The 17323-nt window shown below is 59.2% G+C and carries 18 protein-coding genes; 6 read left to right on the top strand and 12 right to left on the bottom strand.

The window, feature by feature from the left end:
• Positions 1–110: 110 nt before the first annotated feature.
• Positions 111–713, top strand: a complete 603-nt coding sequence (locus tag AC1RBR_RS21390; protein ID WP_007963972.1) for a peroxiredoxin — start codon at positions 111–113, stop codon at positions 711–713.
• 73 nt (positions 714–786) lie between these two features.
• Here AC1RBR_RS21390 and rnt read toward each other — a convergent pair whose 3' ends face one another.
• Together rnt and pyrC are read right to left on the bottom strand one after the other, a co-directional pair.
• The gene (rnt, locus tag AC1RBR_RS21385) at positions 787–1464 is read right to left on the bottom strand and encodes a ribonuclease T (RefSeq protein WP_007963973.1); all 678 of its coding nucleotides are present in this window, start codon (positions 1462–1464) and stop codon (positions 787–789) included.
• A complete protein-coding gene (gene pyrC / locus AC1RBR_RS21380; protein WP_492566505.1) occupies positions 1461–2507 on the bottom strand; it encodes a dihydroorotase in 1047 nt (348 codons plus the stop codon). Before pyrC ends, rnt begins: the two co-directional genes overlap by 4 nt.
• 160 nt (positions 2508–2667) lie before the next feature.
• Here pyrC and AC1RBR_RS21375 point away from each other — a divergent pair, with 160 nt between their 5' ends.
• Together AC1RBR_RS21375 and AC1RBR_RS21370 are read left to right on the top strand one after the other, a co-directional pair.
• Complete coding sequence (locus AC1RBR_RS21375; RefSeq protein ID WP_492566503.1) at positions 2668–3576, top strand: flagellar protein MotY; 909 nt, start codon at positions 2668–2670, stop codon at positions 3574–3576.
• Positions 3577–3705: 129 nt separating this feature from the next.
• On the top strand, positions 3706–4923 hold the full coding sequence (locus tag AC1RBR_RS21370; protein WP_027612065.1) for an argininosuccinate synthase: 1218 nt from the start codon (positions 3706–3708) through the stop codon (positions 4921–4923).
• A 150-nt stretch (positions 4924–5073) separates the two neighbouring features.
• Here AC1RBR_RS21370 and AC1RBR_RS21365 read toward each other — a convergent pair whose 3' ends face one another.
• A complete protein-coding gene (locus tag AC1RBR_RS21365; protein ID WP_492566502.1) occupies positions 5074–5781 on the bottom strand; it encodes a hypothetical protein in 708 nt (235 codons plus the stop codon).
• A gap of 503 nt (positions 5782–6284) precedes the next feature.
• Here AC1RBR_RS21365 and AC1RBR_RS21360 point away from each other — a divergent pair.
• A complete protein-coding gene (locus AC1RBR_RS21360) occupies positions 6285–6911 on the top strand; it encodes a response regulator transcription factor (RefSeq protein ID WP_003227711.1) in 627 nt (208 codons plus the stop codon).
• A gap of 87 nt (positions 6912–6998) precedes the next feature.
• Here the strand turns inward: AC1RBR_RS21360 and AC1RBR_RS21355 are convergent, their stop codons facing one another.
• The 8 genes from AC1RBR_RS21355 to metG all read right to left on the bottom strand — a co-directional run bounded on the left by AC1RBR_RS21355 (position 6999) and on the right by metG (position 14035).
• Positions 6999–7178, bottom strand: a complete 180-nt coding sequence (locus AC1RBR_RS21355) for a PA3496 family putative envelope integrity protein (protein ID WP_253150078.1) — start codon at positions 7176–7178, stop codon at positions 6999–7001.
• Between the two features lie 107 nt (positions 7179–7285).
• Positions 7286–7924 (bottom strand): endonuclease III, encoded by a 639-nt coding sequence (gene nth, locus AC1RBR_RS21350; RefSeq protein ID WP_095136956.1) that lies wholly within the window; start codon positions 7922–7924, stop codon positions 7286–7288.
• On the bottom strand, positions 7921–8502 hold the full coding sequence (locus AC1RBR_RS21345) for an Rnf-Nqr domain containing protein (protein ID WP_492566500.1): 582 nt from the start codon (positions 8500–8502) through the stop codon (positions 7921–7923). Before AC1RBR_RS21345 ends, nth begins: the two co-directional genes overlap by 4 nt.
• The gene (locus AC1RBR_RS21340; protein ID WP_492566498.1) at positions 8499–9104 is read right to left on the bottom strand and encodes an RnfABCDGE type electron transport complex subunit G; all 606 of its coding nucleotides are present in this window, start codon (positions 9102–9104) and stop codon (positions 8499–8501) included. The genes AC1RBR_RS21345 and AC1RBR_RS21340 overlap by 4 nt, the downstream gene beginning before the upstream one ends.
• Entirely contained in the window at positions 9101–10084 is a 984-nt protein-coding gene (locus AC1RBR_RS21335; protein ID WP_492566495.1) for an RnfABCDGE type electron transport complex subunit D, read from the bottom strand. Before AC1RBR_RS21335 ends, AC1RBR_RS21340 begins: the two co-directional genes overlap by 4 nt.
• Positions 10071–11285 carry an electron transport complex subunit RsxB gene (rsxB, locus tag AC1RBR_RS21330; RefSeq protein ID WP_492566493.1) on the bottom strand — a complete coding sequence of 405 codons (1215 nt, stop codon included), beginning with the start codon at positions 11283–11285 and terminating at the stop codon, positions 10071–10073. Before rsxB ends, AC1RBR_RS21335 begins: the two co-directional genes overlap by 14 nt.
• Positions 11282–11851, bottom strand: a complete 570-nt coding sequence (locus tag AC1RBR_RS21325; RefSeq protein WP_492566491.1) for an Rnf-Nqr domain containing protein — start codon at positions 11849–11851, stop codon at positions 11282–11284. The genes rsxB and AC1RBR_RS21325 overlap by 4 nt, the downstream gene beginning before the upstream one ends.
• 132 nt (positions 11852–11983) lie before the next feature.
• Positions 11984–14035 carry a methionine--tRNA ligase gene (metG, locus tag AC1RBR_RS21320; protein ID WP_115988997.1) on the bottom strand — a complete coding sequence of 684 codons (2052 nt, stop codon included), beginning with the start codon at positions 14033–14035 and terminating at the stop codon, positions 11984–11986.
• A gap of 342 nt (positions 14036–14377) precedes the next feature.
• Here metG and apbC point away from each other — a divergent pair, with 342 nt between their 5' ends.
• A complete protein-coding gene (apbC, locus tag AC1RBR_RS21315; RefSeq protein ID WP_027612056.1) occupies positions 14378–15472 on the top strand; it encodes an iron-sulfur cluster carrier protein ApbC in 1095 nt (364 codons plus the stop codon).
• A 131-nt stretch (positions 15473–15603) separates the two neighbouring features.
• On the opposite strand, the gene AC1RBR_RS21310 is transcribed toward apbC, so the two are convergent.
• A complete protein-coding gene (locus AC1RBR_RS21310; protein ID WP_136492797.1) occupies positions 15604–16362 on the bottom strand; it encodes an SDR family oxidoreductase in 759 nt (252 codons plus the stop codon).
• A gap of 164 nt (positions 16363–16526) precedes the next feature.
• On the opposite strand from AC1RBR_RS21310, the gene AC1RBR_RS21305 reads away from it, so the two are divergent.
• Complete coding sequence (locus AC1RBR_RS21305; RefSeq protein WP_492566489.1) at positions 16527–17258, top strand: HugZ family pyridoxamine 5'-phosphate oxidase; 732 nt, start codon at positions 16527–16529, stop codon at positions 17256–17258.
• Positions 17259–17323 lie beyond the last annotated feature (65 nt).

Below are 17323 nucleotides of genomic sequence, written 5' to 3'. Positions count from 1 at the left end.
AGTGTATGATGGTCGGCCCTTGCGAAGAGGGTTCGTGTCACAGGGCTGTCGCCTCAGGGTGGCAGGCTGGCCCGGACCCTGAACTTCAAGTTATTCACCAGGAGATATCCATGAGCGTACTCGTAGGCAAACAAGCCCCAGACTTCACCGTCCCGGCCGTACTCGGCAATGGCGAGATCGTTGACAGCTTCACCCTGTCCTCGGCCATCAAAGGCAAATACGGCCTGGTGTTCTTCTACCCACTGGACTTCACCTTCGTCTGCCCGTCCGAGCTGATCGCTCTGGACAACCGCATGGCCGACTTCAAGGCGCGCAACGTGGAAGTGGTCGCCGTGTCGATCGACTCGCACTTCACTCACAACGCCTGGCGCAACACCCCAGTGAACAATGGCGGCATCGGCCAGGTGAAATACACCATGGCTGCCGACATGAAGCACGAAATCGCCAAGGCCTACGACGTTGAGTCCGAAGGCGGCGTGGCTTTCCGTGGCGCGTTCCTGATCGACGACAAGGGCGTTGTCCGCTCGCAGATCATCAACGACCTGCCGCTGGGCCGTAACATGGAAGAGCTGATCCGTCTGGTCGACGCGCTGCAATTCCACGAAGAGCACGGCGAAGTCTGCCCTGCGAACTGGAAAAAAGGCGACAAAGGCATGAACGCTTCGCCAGAAGGCGTTGCGGCTTACCTGACCGAGAACGCTGCTGCCCTGTAAGGCGCAACGTCGCGGTACAAAAAACCGGCCCATGTGGCCGGTTTTTTTATGCGCGGGATTTGTCCGACGAGGATCAGTCGTCGAAATCTTCCCAGCCGCCCATCTGTTTCCAGCGGTTGACGATGCCACAGAACAGCTCAGCGGTCTTCTCGGTGTCGTAACGCGCCGAATGCGCTTCACGGCCGTCGAAGTCGATGTCCGCTGCCTGACAGGCCTTGGCCAGGACGGTTTGACCGTAAGCCAGACCGGCCAGTGTCGCGGTGTCGAAGCTGGAGAACGGGTGGAACGGGTTGCGCTTCATGTCCAGACGCGCAACCGCAGCATTCAGGAAGCCAAGGTCGAAACTGCTGTTGTGGCCGACCAGGATCGCCCGTTTGCAGCCATTGGCCTTCAGCGCCTTGCGGATGCCACGGAAGATGTCGGTCAGCGCGGTTTCTTCGCTGACGGCCATGCGCAGCGGGTGATCGAGCTTGATCCCGGTGAACTCCAGCGCGGCTGCTTCGATGTTGGCGCCTTCGAACGGCTCGACACGGAAGAAGTAGGTGTGATCCGGGTAGACAAACCCCTTTTCATCCATGGCGATGGTGGTCGCGGCAATCTCCAGCAGAGCGTCGGTGGCCGAGTTGAAGCCACCGGTCTCTACGTCGACAACAACCGGCAGGTAGCCGCGAAAACGCGCTGCCATTGGATGACGGGAACCGCCGCCGCCACCTTGACCGTCCAGTTCATCGTCGAAATGGTCTTCACTCACGCGTGTTCCTCCAGCAGGCGCCAGCGCAGTTTTTCACCGGCGCGCAGCGGGATAACGTTCAGCTCGCCGAATGGCAGGCTGGTCGGGGCGGTCCATTCTTCGCGAACCAGGGTGATGTGATCGGTGTTGACCGGCAGGCCGTAGAAGCGCGGGCCGTTGAGGCTGGCGAATGCTTCGAGCTTGTCCAGCGCATTGCGCTGTTCGAACGCTTCGGCATACAGCTCGATGGCGGCGTACGCGGTGTAGCAGCCGGCGCAGCCGCAGGCGGCTTCCTTGGCGTGCTGGGCGTGCGGCGCCGAGTCGGTACCGAGGAAGAACTTGGCGCTGCCGCTGGTGGCGGCGTCGAGCAGGGCTTCCTGATGGGTATTGCGCTTGAGGATCGGCAGGCAATAGAAGTGCGGCCGAATCCCGCCCACCAGCATGTGGTTGCGGTTGTACAGCAGATGATGCGCGGTGATGGTGGCGCCGACGTTGGCCGAAGCCTCGTTGACGAACTGCACGGCGTCGCCGGTGGTGATGTGTTCGAACACTACTTTGAGCGTCGGGAATCGCTCGACCACACGGCGCATGTGCTCATCGATGAAAATCTTTTCGCGGTCGAAGACATCGACATCGCCACGGGTGACTTCGCCGTGGATCAGCAGCGGCATGCCGACTTCAGCCATGGCTTCCAGCGCCGGGAAGATCTTGTCGATGCTGGTCACGCCGGAGTCGGAGTTGGTGGTGGCGCCGGCCGGGTACAGTTTGGCGGCGTGCACGAAACCACTGGCCTTGGCCTCACGAATTTCTTCGGGCTGGGTGCGGTCGGTGAGGTACAGCACCATCAGCGGTTCGAAGCGACTGCCGGCCGGGCGGGCAGCGAGAATCCGCTGGCGATAGCCGTCGGCTTCAGCGGCGTTGCGCACCGGTGGTACCAGGTTGGGCATGATGATGGCGCGGCCAAAGGTGCGCGCAACATCGGCAACGGTATTGGTCAACACGGCACCATCGCGAAGATGAATGTGCCAGTCGTCGGGACGCAGCAGGGTCAGGCGGTCGGACATGAGGGGATTCCAGGCGGGTCAAACTGAGGGGAATGCTACCGGAAAAGACTCTTGCAGGCACCCGCTATCAAGTTTTGCAGGAACCTTCCGATATCCCGTAGGTATGCCGTAAACATAGTGTGAATCGGTCTTTGTGTGACAGAAGCCAATGGAGCCTCCCGTGCGCCAGCGATATTTAGCCTTGCTCAGTGTGTTTGCCAGCCTCCCCGCGATGGCGCTGACTTACCAGACGCGTCTGGAGAACATTGAGTGGACGGTCGAGGGCGACAAGTTCGAGTGCCGCCTGACCCAGCCGATCACCGATTTCGGTTCGGGCCAGTTTGTGCGCAAGGCCGGCGAGCAGGCGATATTCCGCCTCAATGCCTACAACGCCATGCTCGGCGGAGGTTCGGCGACGTTGCTTGCGGCGGCGGCGCCATGGCAGCCGGGGCGCAACGACATCAACCTGGGCAGCGTCAGGATCGGTACCGGCAACGTGCTGTTCAACAGCTCACAATCCCAGGCCGGCGGATTGATCAGCGGTCTGCTCGATGGTCGCAGTCCGGTGGTGCGCCGTGCGTCTGGCGATGGCCGGGTTTCGGAAGTGCGTCTGCTGCCGGTAAAGTTCAGCAAAGCGTTCAATGATTACCAGACGTGTGTGGCGAAATTGCTGCCGCAGAATTTCGATCAGGTAAAACAGTCTCAGGTCGGCTTCCCCGGTGAAGGCACCGATCTGGATGCCGCCGCCAAAGCCAAGTTGCAGGTAATGCTCGAGTTCATGAAGGCCGATCCGACGGTCAATCACATCGAGCTCGATGGCTACTCCGACAACAGCGGCAACCGTCTGACCAACCGTGAACTGTCGCGCCGTCGCGCGCTGGCAGTGGTCGATTTTTTCAAGGCCAACGGTATCGCCGAATCGCAAATCACCGTGCGTTTCCATGGCGAGCAATACCCGCTGGTGCCAAACAACAATGCGGCCAACCGGGCGAAGAATCGTCGGGTCAGCGTGAAGCTTGCGCGAGTGGCGCCGACTACCGCGCCAGCGCCGCAAGCCAGCACACCAGCCAATGCTGCGGCGACTTCCTGACCCATCGGTCATCGTCGCGCTCTCGACAGATTCTGTCGCTTTGTCGTCTTAAGCTGTCGCGCCTCTGTAAATTATCGCATTTGAGCGGTAGACTCCTCGGCTTTCCGTAGAACCCCGTGGAGTGATGGCATGGCGGACGTAAACAAGGTCGTTCTGGCGTATTCCGGCGGCCTGGACACTTCGGTGATCCTCAAGTGGCTGCAGGATACTTATAACTGTGAAGTGGTGACCTTCACCGCTGACCTGGGTCAGGGCGAAGAGGTCGAGCCGGCTCGCGCCAAGGCTCAGGCCATGGGCGTCAAAGAAATCTACATCGATGACCTGCGCGAAGAATTCGTGCGCGATTTCGTGTTCCCGATGTTCCGCGCCAACACCGTTTACGAAGGCGAGTACCTGCTGGGTACTTCCATCGCACGTCCGCTGATCGCCAAACGCCTGATCGAAATCGCCAACGAAACCGGCGCCGACGCCATTTCCCATGGCGCCACCGGCAAGGGCAACGACCAGGTGCGTTTCGAACTGGGTGCCTACGCACTCAAGCCTGGCGTGAAAGTGATTGCGCCATGGCGTGAGTGGGACCTGCTGTCCCGCGAGAAGCTGATGGACTACGCCGAGAAGCACGCGATCCCGATCGAGCGTCATGGCAAGAAGAAGTCCCCGTACTCGATGGACGCCAACCTGCTGCACATCTCCTATGAAGGCGGCGTGCTGGAAGACACCTGGACCGAGCACGAAGAAGACATGTGGCGCTGGACCGTCTCCCCGGAGAAGGCTCCCGACACCCCGCAATATCTGGAACTGACCTACCGTAACGGCGATATCGTTGCGCTGGACGGCGTCGAAATGACTCCGGCCACCGTACTGGCAACGCTGAACAAGATCGGTGGCGCTCACGGTATCGGTCGTCTGGACATCGTTGAAAACCGTTACGTGGGCATGAAGTCCCGTGGCTGCTACGAAACCCCGGGCGGTACCATCATGCTGCGCGCGCACCGCGCCATCGAATCGATCACCCTGGACCGCGAAGTCGCTCACCTCAAAGACGAGCTGATGCCGAAGTACGCCAGCCTGATCTACACCGGCTACTGGTGGAGCCCGGAGCGTCTGATGCTGCAACAGATGATCGACGCTTCGCAGGTCAACGTGAACGGTGTGGTTCGCCTGAAACTGTACAAAGGCAACGTGATCGTTACCGGCCGCAAGTCCGACGATTCGCTGTTCGACGCCAATATCGCGACCTTCGAAGAAGACGGCGGCGCCTACAACCAGGCCGACGCGGCGGGCTTCATCAAGCTCAACGCGCTGCGCATGCGCATTGCTGCCAACAAAGGCCGCAAGCTGTTCTAAGCCTTACAGGGCTGTAAAAATGGCGGCTTGTCTCAATGACAATGCCGCCATTTTCATTTCTGTGTTTGTCTGGCGTTAATCCATAGCTTTGATCGTTACCGTTAACTCCGGCATTTTCTTGAATGTCCACTTCTGGCATCTACTCTGCGTTCATGCTCCTTTCAAAACCGTGGTGCTTTGCGTGCTCACGTTGTAAGCAACGAGAAGTTTGGCGCCACCGCTTTTTTTCGACTGTTTGATAAGGCCGGGGATAATTTGCTTGAGCAAAACTTCGCACGCAGTGTCGGTCAGAAATACCACGGCCCTGGGCGGTTGCTTGCCAAGATGCGGAAAGTGTTCGACCAGCGCATTGAACGCCTGAGCGCTGCTCAACCGCCGTACATCTAAGGCACACAATGTGCCGATGGATTTAGGCAGCTGAATGTTGTGCTCAATCCACGGTCGCTCCGCGCAGGATTCGCCAGCGCCGCCAGGGGGGAGTTGCCTGAGGTCGATGCTATGGACAGACAAAGTCCATTCCAATCCGTTTGCAGCTGATGTTTCGCCTGCTGCCACAAATGCTTTTGCTGGAGGCGAGCAGGAGTGGAGCTCGCGCTGTTTCAACTCCTCGAAATTTTTTAGGAAGCTGTCGTCCTTATCGAAATCCGAAGGCGCATAAAGCGAACGGTAGTTGAAGTTCAGCGTTAAAAAGAATAGCAGCAACAAGTAGAACGGAAAGCTGATCAGGAACCAGATATAGACCTCCCTTTCGGTGTTATCAAGGAAGGGCAGGGAAATGGCAGCTGATGATTCGGAAATAAATGCAAATATCGCAATTACAGTCATGGGGTTGGTTATTTTTCTTTTGATTTTTATCATGGGGAGTGCTCATTAAATATATTTCCAGTGCTTGTGTTGAATTGTTTTGTATGGAGGGCTACAACTTGGTAGTTGGGCTATTTTTATATTAAAAAAAATCGCTTGGGTAGAAGTATCTTGTTTCAGACGTTGATTTTTCAAAGTGTTTTTGATGGGTTTCATGTTGTTTTTTACAATTTATAATCCGCCGGGGGCTGACGGTGCGTAGCGACGCGCAGTCAATGAATTATCGCGTTTTTTCAGACGCTCACAGAGCCTTCTGCTTCAACGGAGGAGTACGCGTGGCTTCCAGGGCGTCATGTTTTTCGCATCGATGTGAAGGCGGAAAGATACGTCATCCCATTTAAAAATCGCCTGTATGGATTTTTTTGTAGGAATAATCTTTATTTGCTGTAGGGAATGTCCTTTGCTGGGATTGCAATGAAACTCTCTTGTGCCATGTCAGAAGTGACTGGGCTATTGTGCGTGCTCTAAAAATTCGAACAGCGAAACTGGACTTGCCCATGAATAAAGTGCTGATCGTGGATGATCATCCCGTCATTCGTCTTGCTGTGCGTATGCTGATGGAGCGTCATGGCTACGAAGTCATTGCAGAAACGGATAATGGTGTGGATGCTTTGCAACTTGCACGTGAACAGATGCCGGATATCGTTATTCTGGATATCGGAATACCGAAACTCGATGGTCTTGAAGTTATTGCGCGTCTGAACTCGACACCCATGCCGTTGAAAGTTCTGGTATTGACCTCCCAGGCACCGGGGCATTTTTCAATGCGCTGCATGCAGTCGGGTGCTGCGGGGTATGTATGTAAACAACAGGATCTGACTGAGTTGCTGAGTGCGATCAAAGCTGTACTGTCCGGCTACAGCTATTTTCCAAACCAGGCCCTGCACACCGTGCGTACCAGTCTTGGTAATGCCAGTGAGGCCGATATGGTGGATCGCCTCTCCGGGCGCGAAATGATGGTGTTGCAGCAATTGGCGCGTGGCAAGACCAACAAGGAAATTGCCGATGGCATGTTTCTCAGCAACAAGACGGTCAGCACTTATAAGACCCGTCTGTTATTGAAACTCAATGCCCGCTCGCTGGTGGACCTGATTGAATTGGCACAACGCAACGGACTGGTCTGATGATCATTAATGCCGACGGAGCATGGGCCGCTCAGTGTCGGATTGTGCAGAAAGTAAAAAGCCTCCGGTTCGGGAGGCTTTCAAGTGTCAGAGATCAAAATCGTAATCGGCCAATTGCTTTTGCAGTCGGCGCTCCTCAAGCATGTTATCGATGGTGCGACGTTTGCTCAGATTGGTCTTGGCGACCTCGACCACCGGTTCGGCGTCGTCGGTTTCCACCGCGGTAAAATCTTCATCTACGTCCAGTTGTTCTTTGCTGTCAGTCATAAGGTGAACTCCAGGCTAAGACTGCCTTTGGCGCTCCTTATATCGATATTCCTGCTGCGGGTAAAAAAGATTTTTTCAATCGAAGAATCAATTATTCCAATAGCCAATCAATCGTCCGAGGTTTTGTGTTTGTACTCGCACAAATCTTCGATCCGGCAGCTGCCACAGCGCGGCTTGCGCGCCAGGCACACATAGCGACCGTGCAAAATCAGCCAGTGGTGGGAGTCCAGCAGGTAGTCTTTTGGCACAAACTTCATCAGCTTCTTTTCCACTTCAACCACATTTTTGCCCGGGGCAATGCCGGTGCGGTTGCTCACGCGAAAAATGTGCGTGTCGACCGCCATGGTTAACTGGCGAAAAGCGGTGTTGAGGACCACGTTGGCCGTCTTGCGACCCACGCCTGGCAGCGCTTCCAGTTCTTCACGGGTCTGCGGGACTTGGCCATTGTGCAGCTCAACCAGCATGCGGCAGGTCTCGATCACGTTTTTCGCTTTGCTGTTATAGAGGCCGATGGTCTTGATGTATTCGGACAGCCCTTCGACGCCCAGCGCGTGGATCGCAGCCGGGGTATTGGCCACCGGGAACAGTTTGGCCGTGGCCTTGTTGACGCCAACATCGGTTGATTGCGCCGAGAGAATGACCGCGATCAACAATTCGAACGGCGAGGAATAGGCCAGCTCGGTCTTCGGCTCGGGATTGTCTTCATGAAGTCTGCGGAAGATTTCCAGACGTTTTGCGGCATTCATGGGTGATGTGCTTCCTTGGAGAGAGCGTTCGAGCGAGTCCATGCCTGGCGGGCAGCGAGCAGTAGCCCGAGCAGGATAAAGGCGCCGGGAATCAGAGTGAGCAAGTGCAGTCCGTCGCTGAACAGAACCAGGCCTTGCCAGTGTTCAGACAGGCCACGGCCGAGGTGGCCCTGACCGAACAGTTCACGCAGTGCCGCCAGCGCGAGTAGCAGCCCGCTCGCCAGGCCAAAAAAACTCAGGCGCTGGGCAAGCGCCTGACGAAAGAATCCATTGTATTCCAGCACCACGCATTGCAAGGCGATCAGCCCGCCATAGACTCCGAGTGCCTGGTGCCACTGCAGCGCCCAGCGTTGCGCGAGGATATTGGCGCAACTGGTCAGGGTGGCGGCCAGCAACACACTGGCCAGCATCAGGCTAATGCCCGACAACTTCGAGCGCAGCGGGCCGATGCATGTGCCGTAAACCACCACCACAGCGCTCGACATCAACAGCATCCCCAGCGCGCCCGACAGGGTTGCGCTGGTGCCAAGCAGCAGCATCAACATCAACGTTTTTGTCAGATTCGTTGGCCGGCTCATGATCCGCTCCCCAGCAAGGTTGCCCGGTGTTCGTCAAAGTAGCGCAGGGCGTCATGAATGGCATTGACGGTTGCCCGGGACGTGATGGTCGCGCCCGCCAGTTGATCGAACTGTCCCTGATCTTTTTTCAGTGCCCAGCCCGCATCGTCAGGTGCGTTGCGTGATTTACCGGTAAAAGTCGCCAGCCAGTGATTCGGCCAGTCGCCGATAAGTCCGCCGAGCGCCGGTGTTTCATTGTGCCGCAAGGTTTTCACCCCCAGCAGCCTGCCGTTGGCATCAATGGCGATAAGCAGTTCGATAACGCCGGCATAGCCCTCGGTCCGCGTGCGCATCAACACCGCCACCGGCTGCCCCAGTCTGGTAGCGCGGTAACCTGCCAGCAGGGTGCTGTGGCTCAACGTCGTATCAATCAACGCCAGCGGCTGTTCCAGCGGCTGATTGTCATAGGCATCGGGCGCGAGCACATCCAGCAGCGTGCGGCTGTCGAGCAGGCGTTGTTCGTTGGCAATCTGCGGTGCACTGACGCGCTGCACCAGATAGGTCAGGCCGAGACCGGTGCCGGCCATCAGCACCAGCGTGATGACAGAGGCCGCGCGGTTCATGAGTTCACCTGCGTCTGGCGGGCGGCCGCAAAGCGTTCCATGGCCGGCACGCAGAGGTTCATCAGCAACACCGCAAACGCAACGCCGTCCGGATAGCCACCCCTGGTGCGGATCAGATAGGTCAGCAAGCCGACACCCACGCCGAACAGCAGCCGGGCCAGCGAACTTTTGGCGCCGGACACCGGTTCGGTAATGATGAAAAAGGCACCGAGCATGGTCGCGCCGCTCAGCAGATGAAACAGCGGCGAACCATGGGAATCCGAACCTGAGCCGTTCCAGCACAGCAGGCTGACGACAAACAGACTGCCCAGCATGGCGACCGGCGCGTGCCAGGCAATCACCCGGCGCTGCAATAAAAACAGTCCACCGGCGAGAAACGCCAGATTGATCCATTCCACACCGCGTCCACCGAAACGGCCGAACGCCGGGTTGGCCGCGAACAGCTCATCCATGGTCAGGCTTTTGTTGATGCGCAGGCTGTCCAGCGCGGTGGCCTGAGCCCAGGCGTCCGGGGCCGGGCCCAGATTCAAGACTTGTGCAAAAGCGGCCTGCAGATTCATGCCATGCGCTGGCCAGTGGGTCATCGGCTGCGGGAACAGCAGCATCGCCAAGGCGAAACCGAGCATCGCCGGGTTGAACGGATTCTTGCCGATGCCACCGTACAAATGCTTGCCGAACAACAGACCCGAAGCCACCGCCGTCACGGTCAGCCACCACGGGCAATAAGGTGGCAGGGCGGCGGCCAGCAGTGTCGCAGTGACCAGTGCGCTGCCGTCGCTGAGCGTCGGTTGCAGTGGCTGTCGGCGCAGGCGGACGATGAAGGCTTCGATCAACAGCGCGGTGCTCGCCGCCAGGATCAGGTTGATCAACACCCCCCAGCCGTAAAACCAGAACAACGCCAACAGCCCCGGCAGCGTGGCCAGCAGCACCAGCTTCATCGCCTGTTGCAGGCGATCGTCCGGTGTCTCACGAAGCGACATGGTCTTGTACCTGACGCTCGGCGGCCTGCAGGCGAGCGCGGGCCTTGTCGAGGATGTCGTTCGGCGTGTCGGCGCGGCGTTCGAGTTTGTTCAGGTCGGCGCGGGCGTAGGCCAGTTCGGTTTTCAACTGGCGGAGCTGATTGTCGATCGGGCGCTTTTCCACCCGCACCAGCTCAGGCGCAGGCTGCTCGCTTGCCGCCTCAGCGGCGTGAAGCGCTTGCTCGGCGTCACGCAGTGCCTGTTCCAGCGTGGCAATCTGCTCCGTTGGTGCTTCGGCGGTCTGGGCCTTTTTCAGTTCGGCGCGACGCATGGCCAGCTGGATTTTCGCCCGCTTCAGGTCGGCATCTTTCGTCAGAACCGGGGCCGCAGCGGCTGGAGTGGCGGCGGCGCTGCTTTCGAGTTTCGCCAACGCCTGTTCGGCGGCTTCAAACTGCTGTTGCAACACGATCAGTTGCGATTGCTGTTCGAAGGTCGGCGGATGGCCGAAGGCTTTCAGCGATTTGTGCAATTGCGCGCGGCTCATGGCGACATCGATCTTGGCTTTCTTCAATGCCGCGTCGGCGGTCGCGGCTTTCTGCGCGCGCACCCGTTCCAGAGCAGCCTGCACCGGATCAAGAGTGGCCACCGCCGGTTGCGCTGCGCGCTGCGCCCGGGCTTCGCGCTCAGCCTGTTTCTGCTGTTCTTCGCGCTGCAGGCGGGCGTTGCGGCGTTCAAACCGCTGGCGCGCATGATCGCGTTTAGCTGCGCGCGCGCGTTGTTCTTCAAGGCTGGAAGCCAGGCCACCGACCACCGGCAAGGTGCCGAGCGGCAGCGGGTGCATTTCGATGCAGTCCACCGGGCACGGCGCCACGCACAGGTCGCAACCGGTGCATTCGTCGATCAGCACGGTGTGCATCAGTTTTGCCGCGCCGACGATGGCGTCGATCGGGCAGGCCTGTATGCACTTGGTGCAGCCGATGCACTCGGCTTCACGGATGTAGGCCACTTGCGGCGGTGCCGAACCACGGCTGACGTCCAGTTCCAGCACCGGCACTTTCAACAGTTCTGCCAGGGCGGCGACGGTTTCGTCACCGCCGGGCGGGCACTTGTTGATCGGTTCGCCATCGACGATGCCTTGCGCATAGGGCTTGCACCCGGGGTGGCCGCATTTGCCGCATTGGGTCTGCGGCAGGAGGGCATCGATGAGTTGAATCAGACTCATGTTTTGATCAGTCCACTGAATCCGAGAAAAATCACTGCGATCAATCCGGCGCCGATCAGGTCGATCGGCAAGCCGCGAAAGGGCAGGGGAATGTCGTTGTCCGCCGTGCGTTCCCGCAAGTCGCTGAACAGGCTCAGCACCAGCCAGAAGCCCAGCCCGGCACCCAGGCTCAACGCCGTTGCCTGCAGCAGGCCGCGATCATTTTGTGCATTGATCAAGGCCAGCCCCAGCACGCCGGCATTGCCCAGCAACAACGGCCATAGCCCATCGAAGGGCCAGTCAGGCAGCGCGCGAGTCAGCAGCTTCAGCAGCGGCGTGATCAGCAGCACGCTGAGCGGCAGGAACACGAACAGGTGCAGGGCCTGCAGTTGCAGCGGCACCAGCAGCCAGTGCCAGAGCACATAACCGATGAAGCCGACGCTCAGCATCAGGCACGCCGTCGCCAGCCCCAGCGCATGCACCTGGCGCCGACTGCCGGCCAGCAACGGATCGACGCCCAGCGGCCAGTGCAACACGAAGTTGTTGAGCAGGGCGGCACTGATCAGCGTAAGCGCAAGTTCGGTCATGGTTCTGCCGGCAGCAACGGGCGGGTGTCACTTAAGGTTAGGCATTATCCGGCACCCGCGATGGGTGGGCCAGATATGAAAAATCCCACAGGCCTGCAGAACATGCCTGTGGGATCGTTTCAGCGCTGGGTCTTACTTGATGCGTTGACCCGGCTTGGCGCCGCTGTCCGGGCTCAGCAGGTAGATTTCTTCACCGCCAGGGCCGGCGGCCATCACCATGCCTTCGGAGATGCCGAACTTCATTTTCCGCGGCTTGAGGTTGGCGATCATCATGGTCAGGCGACCGTCGAGTTTCGATGGGTCCGGGTAAGCGCTCTTGATTCCGGAGAACACGTTGCGCTGCTCGTCACCGATGTCCAGCGTCAGGCGCAGCAGCTTGTCGGCGCCCTCAACGTGTTCAGCCTTGACGATCAAAGCCACGCGCAGGTCGACGGCGGCAAAGGTGTCGAAGTCGATTTCCGGCGACAGCGGATCCTTGGCCAGTTCGCCATTGCCCGCAGGCGCGGCGGCACCGGTGTCGGTCTGGCTGGCGGTCAGGTCTTCTTTCGAGGCGTCGGTCATGGCTTGTACTTTTACCGGGTCGATGCGGGTCATCAACGGTTTGAACTCGTTCAACTGATGGTTGGCCAGCAACGTGGTGTGGTCGTTCCAGGTCAGCGGGGCGACGTTGAGGAAGGCCTCGGCGTCGGCGGCCAGCAGCGGCAGCACCGGTTTGAGGAAGATCACCAACTGGCGGAACAGGTTGATGCCAGTGGCGCAGATCGCCTGGACTTCATCCTGCTTGCCTTCCTGCTTGTTCAACGACCATGGGGCCTTGTCGGCGATCCAGGCGTTGGCGCGGTCGGCCAGGGCCATGGTTTCACGCATGGCGCGGGCGAAGTCGCGGGCTTCATAGGCGTCGGCAATGCTCGGCGCAGCGGCGAGGAACGCTTCGGTCAGCTCTGGCGCGGCATTGTTGTCGACCAGCAGGCCGCCGTTGCCCTTGTGGATGAAACCGGCGCAGCGGCTGGCGATGTTGACGACTTTGCCGACCAGGTCGGAGTTGACCTTCTGCACGAAGTCTTCGAGGTTCAGGTCGAGGTCGTCGACGCCACGGCCAAGTTTGGCTGCGTAGTAGTAGCGCAGGTATTCCGGCGACAGGTGATCTAGGTAGGTGCGGGCCTTGATGAAGGTGCCACGGGACTTGGACATCTTCTGGCCGTTGACGGTCAGGTAGCCGTGCACGTTGATTCCGGTCGGCTTGCGGAAGCCGGCGCCTTCGAGCATGGCGGGCCAGAACAGGGCGTGGAAGTTGACGATGTCCTTGCCGATGAAATGGTACAGCTCGGCGGTCGAGTCCTTGCCCCAGAACGCGTCGAAGTCCAGCTCCGGCGTGCGATTGCACAGGTTCTTGAAGCTGGCCATGTAGCCGATCGGCGCGTCCAGCCACACGTAGAAATACTTGCCCGGCTCGTCCGGGATCTCGAAACCGAAGTACGGCGCATCGCGGGAGATGTCCCACTGCTGCAGGCCGGCGTCCAGCCACTCGGCGATCTTGTTCGCGACGGCATCCTGCAGGGTGCCGCTGCGGGTCCAGGTCTGCAGCATCTGCTGGAAGTCCGGCAGCTTGAAGAAGAAGTGCTGGGAATCCTTGAGCACCGGAGTGGCGCCGGAGATCGCCGACTTCGGATCTTTCAGATCGGTCGGCGCGTAGGTTGCACCGCATTTTTCGCAGTTGTCGCCGTACTGGTCTTCGGTGCCGCACTTCGGGCAGGTGCCCTTGATGAAGCGGTCGGCCAGGAACATTTTCTTTTCCGGGTCGAAATACTGAGTGATCGAGCGTTGTGCGATGTGCCCGGCGTCACGCAGCTTCAGGTAGATCTGGCTCGACAGCTCGCGGTTTTCTTCGGCGTGAGTGGAGTGGAAGTTGTCAAAGTCGACCAGGAACTCGGCAAAGTCGGCGCTGTGTTCAGCCTGCACGTTGGCGATCAGTTGTTCCGGGGTGATGCCTTCCTTTTCCGCGCGCAGCATGATCGCCGAACCGTGGGCGTCGTCGGCGCAGACATAGATGCATTGATTGCCGCGATGCTTCTGGAAGCGCACCCACATATCGGTCTGGATGTATTCCAGCATATGGCCAAGGTGAATCGAACCGTTGGCGTAGGGCAGGGCGCTGGTGACGAGGATCTTGCGTGGTTCGGACATGTGGGGCTTCGCTACTTGATGAAACGGAGGTCGGCCACTATAAAGCGCTGGCGCATATTTTTCACCCTGTGCACCTGTTTCCGGATGCGGCCACTGCAATAACCGGATGGACTGACCGCAATACATTGTGGCGAGGGAGCTTGCTCCCGCTGGGTGGCGAAGCCGCCCCATCCCGGTAATGTCGGAAAGACCTGATAAGCCTGATTGCGCCTGCTGCGCAGTCGAGCGGGAGCAAGCTCCCTCGCCACAAAGTCGAGTCAAAGCATAAATCGCCTGACCACAAATCAATCTGCGGGGTACGATACCCGCCATCTTTTCCCAGTCTTGTTATCGGAGTTGCCCATGAGTGCCGTCACTCGCGCAGCGGTGGAAGCCGTCCTCAGCCAATACACCGACCCCTACCTGAACCAGGACCCGGTCAGCGCCGGTTGCGTGAAGCACATCGAGATCGTCGGTGATCGCGTCAATGTGCAGCTGGAAATCGGTTACGCCGCCGGTCTGTTCAAGAGCGGCTGGGCGCAGTTGCTGCAACTGGCCATCGAAAACCTCGATGGGGTGACGATCGCCAAGGTCGAGGTCAACAGCGTGATCGCCGCGCACAAGGCCCAGGCCCAGATCCCGGGGCTGGCCAACGTCAAGAACGTGGTCGCCGTGGCTTCGGGCAAGGGCGGCGTGGGCAAGTCGACCACTGCGGCCAACCTCGCGCTGGCGCTGGCCCGCGAAGGCGCCAAGGTGGGGATTCTCGACGCCGACATCTATGGCCCGAGCCAGGGCATCATGTTCGGTATCCCGGAGCGCACCCGCCCTGAGGTCAAGGATCAGAAGTGGTTCGTGCCGCTCAAGGCCCACGGTGTGGAAGTCATGTCGATGGCGTTCTTGACCGACGACAACACGCCGATGGTCTGGCGCGGGCCGATGGTCTCCGGCGCACTGCTGCAACTGGTCACGCAAACCGCGTGGGGCGACCTGGATTATCTGGTGATCGACATGCCGCCAGGTACCGGCGACATCCAGTTGACCCTGGCGCAGAAAGTCCCGGTGGCCGGTGCGGTGATCGTCACTACCCCGCAGGATCTGGCGTTGCTGGACGCGCGCAAAGGCGTGGAAATGTTCCGCAAGGTCAACATTCCGGTGCTGGGCGTGGTGGAAAACATGGCGGTGCACATCTGCTCGAACTGCGGACATGCCGAGCATCTGTTCGGTGAGGGCGGTGGCGAAAAACTGGCGACCCAATATGGCGTCGAACTGCTGGCTTCGCTGCCACTGTCGATGCTGATCCGCGAGCAGGCCGATGGCGGCAAGCCAACGGTGATCGCCGAACCGGACAGCCAGATTGCCATGGTCTATCAGGAACTGGCCCGCCACGTCGGCGCACGCATTGTGTTGCAGGAAGCGGCGACGCCGGCGATGCCTAATATCAGCATCAGCGACGATTGATCAATCGGTAACGCTGAAAACCTGTAGGAGTGAGCCTGCTCGCGATAGCGGATTAACATTCAACGAAAATGTTGAATGAATGACCGCAATCGCGAGCAGGCTCACTCCTACAGTTGGTTTTGAGGTGGCGCTTAGATACGCAACCCGCCATCCATCTCCAGAATCCGCCCGGTGTAGTAGTCGTTCTCGAAGATGTACGCCGCCGAATGGGCGATCTCTTCCGGCTTGCCCATGCGCTTGAGCGGAATACCCGAGGTCATTTTCTCCAACGCTTCCGGCTTCATGCCCAGAGTCATCTCGGTTTCGATGAAGCCCGGCGCAATGCCTGCCACACGAATACCGTAACGCGCCAGTTCCTTGGCCCAGGTCACGGTGGCTGCGGCCACGCCAGCCTTGGCGGCAGAGTAGTTGGTCTGGCCGACGTTACCGGCACGGGAGATCGAAGAAATATTGATGATCGCGCCGCTGTTCTTCAGCTCGACCATTTTCGCCGCGACTTCACGGGTGCACAGGAACACGCCGGTCAGGTTGACGTCGATCACTGCCTGCCACTGGGCCAGGCTCATCTTGGTCATTTCGCCGTCCTTGACCTTGAGCAGCAGGCCGTCACGCAGGATCCCGGCGTTGTTGATCAGGCCATGGATCGCGCCGAAATCTTCGGCGACCTGCGCGACCATGTGCTCGACCTGTTCTTCAATGGCCACGTTGCACAAATAGCTGCGCGCCTCGACGCCCTTGGCCTTGCAGGCCGCGACCGCGTCGTCGAGTTTTTCCTGATTGAGGTCGACCAGCGCGAGCTTCGCGCCTTTGCCGGCGAAATACTCGGCCATGGAGCGGCCCAAACCCTGGCAACCGCCGGTGATAATGATTACTTTGTCGTTGAGTTGCATTCGCATGCCCCGATAGCCGGTCTGAGTGGTTTTTGTTATTGGCGACGCTCGATCCGTACCGGTTATGGCCAGATTGCACATGAGCATTGCCCGATGGCGTGACCGGGACTTATCCCCAGGCGCCTGTCCGTTTTTTCGACGGATTCTATTTAAGGAGTCATAAATTGAGCGTTGAAGCGGCCAAGAATGCCCGAGAATTGCTTCTCAAGGAATACCGTGGCGTATTGTCCACTCACTCCAAATCGATGCCCGGTTTTCCGTTCGGCTCGGTGGTGCCGTATTGCCTGGATGACCAGGGCCGCCCGCTGATCCTGATCAGCCGCATCGCCCAGCACACCCACAACCTGCAGAAAGATCCGAAATGTTCGCTGCTGGTGGGTGAGCGCGAGGCCGACGACGTGCAGGCCGTTGGTCGCCTGACCTATCTGGCCGAAGCGCAGAAGCTCGAAGACCCGGCTGCCATCGAAGCCGCCGCCGAGCGTTATTACCGGTATTTCCCCGATTCAAAGAACTACCACAAGGCCCACGACTTTGATTTCTGGGTGCTCAATCCGGTGCGGCACCGCTACATCGGCGGTTTCGGCGCGATTCACTGGGTCGATCAAGTGACCCTGGCCAACCCGTTTGCCGGCAAGGCTGAAATCAGCATGGTCGAGCACATGAACAGCGATCACGCCAAAGCTATCGCCCATTACGTTGAGCTGACCGGCCTACCGAAAACCGTCCCGGCGCAACTGGCCGGAATCGACAGCGAAGGCATGCACCTGCGCATCGGTCAGGCGTTGTACTGGCTACCGTTTCAAGCACCTTGTCATACGCCGATACAAGTGCGCGAAGCCTTGGTTTCTCTGGCTCACGCCGAGGTCTGGCCAAAAAATGCGGTGGCCGACGCTTGAATTCACGAAAGGGCGACGTCATCTAAGGCTTACTGCAAGGCATTTCTTGCGTTGAGGAATCTTTG

Source organism: Pseudomonas sp. GW823-FHT01D03 (genome assembly GCF_058798255.1).
Note: the sequence above shows the minus strand (reverse complement) of the source record. Positions and strands in the feature narration are given on the sequence as shown.

What these genes read in the sequence shown, in the direction of transcription:
- pyrC (WP_492566505.1), bottom strand. Translation starts at nt 2,507, where the DNA reads ATGTCCGACCGCCTGACCCTGCTGCGTCCCGACGACTGGCACATTCAT.
- AC1RBR_RS21355 (WP_253150078.1), bottom strand. Translation starts at nt 7,178, where the DNA reads ATGACTGACAGCAAAGAACAACTGGACGTAGATGAAGATTTTACCGCG.
- metG (WP_115988997.1), bottom strand. Translation starts at nt 14,035, where the DNA reads ATGTCCGAACCACGCAAGATCCTCGTCACCAGCGCCCTGCCCTACGCC.
- apbC (WP_027612056.1), top strand. Translation starts at nt 14,378, where the DNA reads ATGAGTGCCGTCACTCGCGCAGCGGTGGAAGCCGTCCTCAGCCAATAC.
- AC1RBR_RS21340 (WP_492566498.1), bottom strand. Translation starts at nt 9,104, where the DNA reads ATGAACCGCGCGGCCTCTGTCATCACGCTGGTGCTGATGGCCGGCACC.
- AC1RBR_RS21360 (WP_003227711.1), top strand. Translation starts at nt 6,285, where the DNA reads ATGAATAAAGTGCTGATCGTGGATGATCATCCCGTCATTCGTCTTGCT.
- AC1RBR_RS21310 (WP_136492797.1), bottom strand. Translation starts at nt 16,362, where the DNA reads ATGCAACTCAACGACAAAGTAATCATTATCACCGGCGGTTGCCAGGGT.
- AC1RBR_RS21370 (WP_027612065.1), top strand. Translation starts at nt 3,706, where the DNA reads ATGGCGGACGTAAACAAGGTCGTTCTGGCGTATTCCGGCGGCCTGGAC.
- AC1RBR_RS21335 (WP_492566495.1), bottom strand. Translation starts at nt 10,084, where the DNA reads ATGTCGCTTCGTGAGACACCGGACGATCGCCTGCAACAGGCGATGAAG.
- nth (WP_095136956.1), bottom strand. Translation starts at nt 7,924, where the DNA reads ATGAATGCCGCAAAACGTCTGGAAATCTTCCGCAGACTTCATGAAGAC.
- rsxB (WP_492566493.1), bottom strand. Translation starts at nt 11,285, where the DNA reads ATGAGTCTGATTCAACTCATCGATGCCCTCCTGCCGCAGACCCAATGC.
- AC1RBR_RS21390 (WP_007963972.1), top strand. Translation starts at nt 111, where the DNA reads ATGAGCGTACTCGTAGGCAAACAAGCCCCAGACTTCACCGTCCCGGCC.
- AC1RBR_RS21345 (WP_492566500.1), bottom strand. Translation starts at nt 8,502, where the DNA reads ATGAGCCGGCCAACGAATCTGACAAAAACGTTGATGTTGATGCTGCTG.
- AC1RBR_RS21365 (WP_492566502.1), bottom strand. Translation starts at nt 5,781, where the DNA reads ATGATAAAAATCAAAAGAAAAATAACCAACCCCATGACTGTAATTGCG.
- AC1RBR_RS21325 (WP_492566491.1), bottom strand. Translation starts at nt 11,851, where the DNA reads ATGACCGAACTTGCGCTTACGCTGATCAGTGCCGCCCTGCTCAACAAC.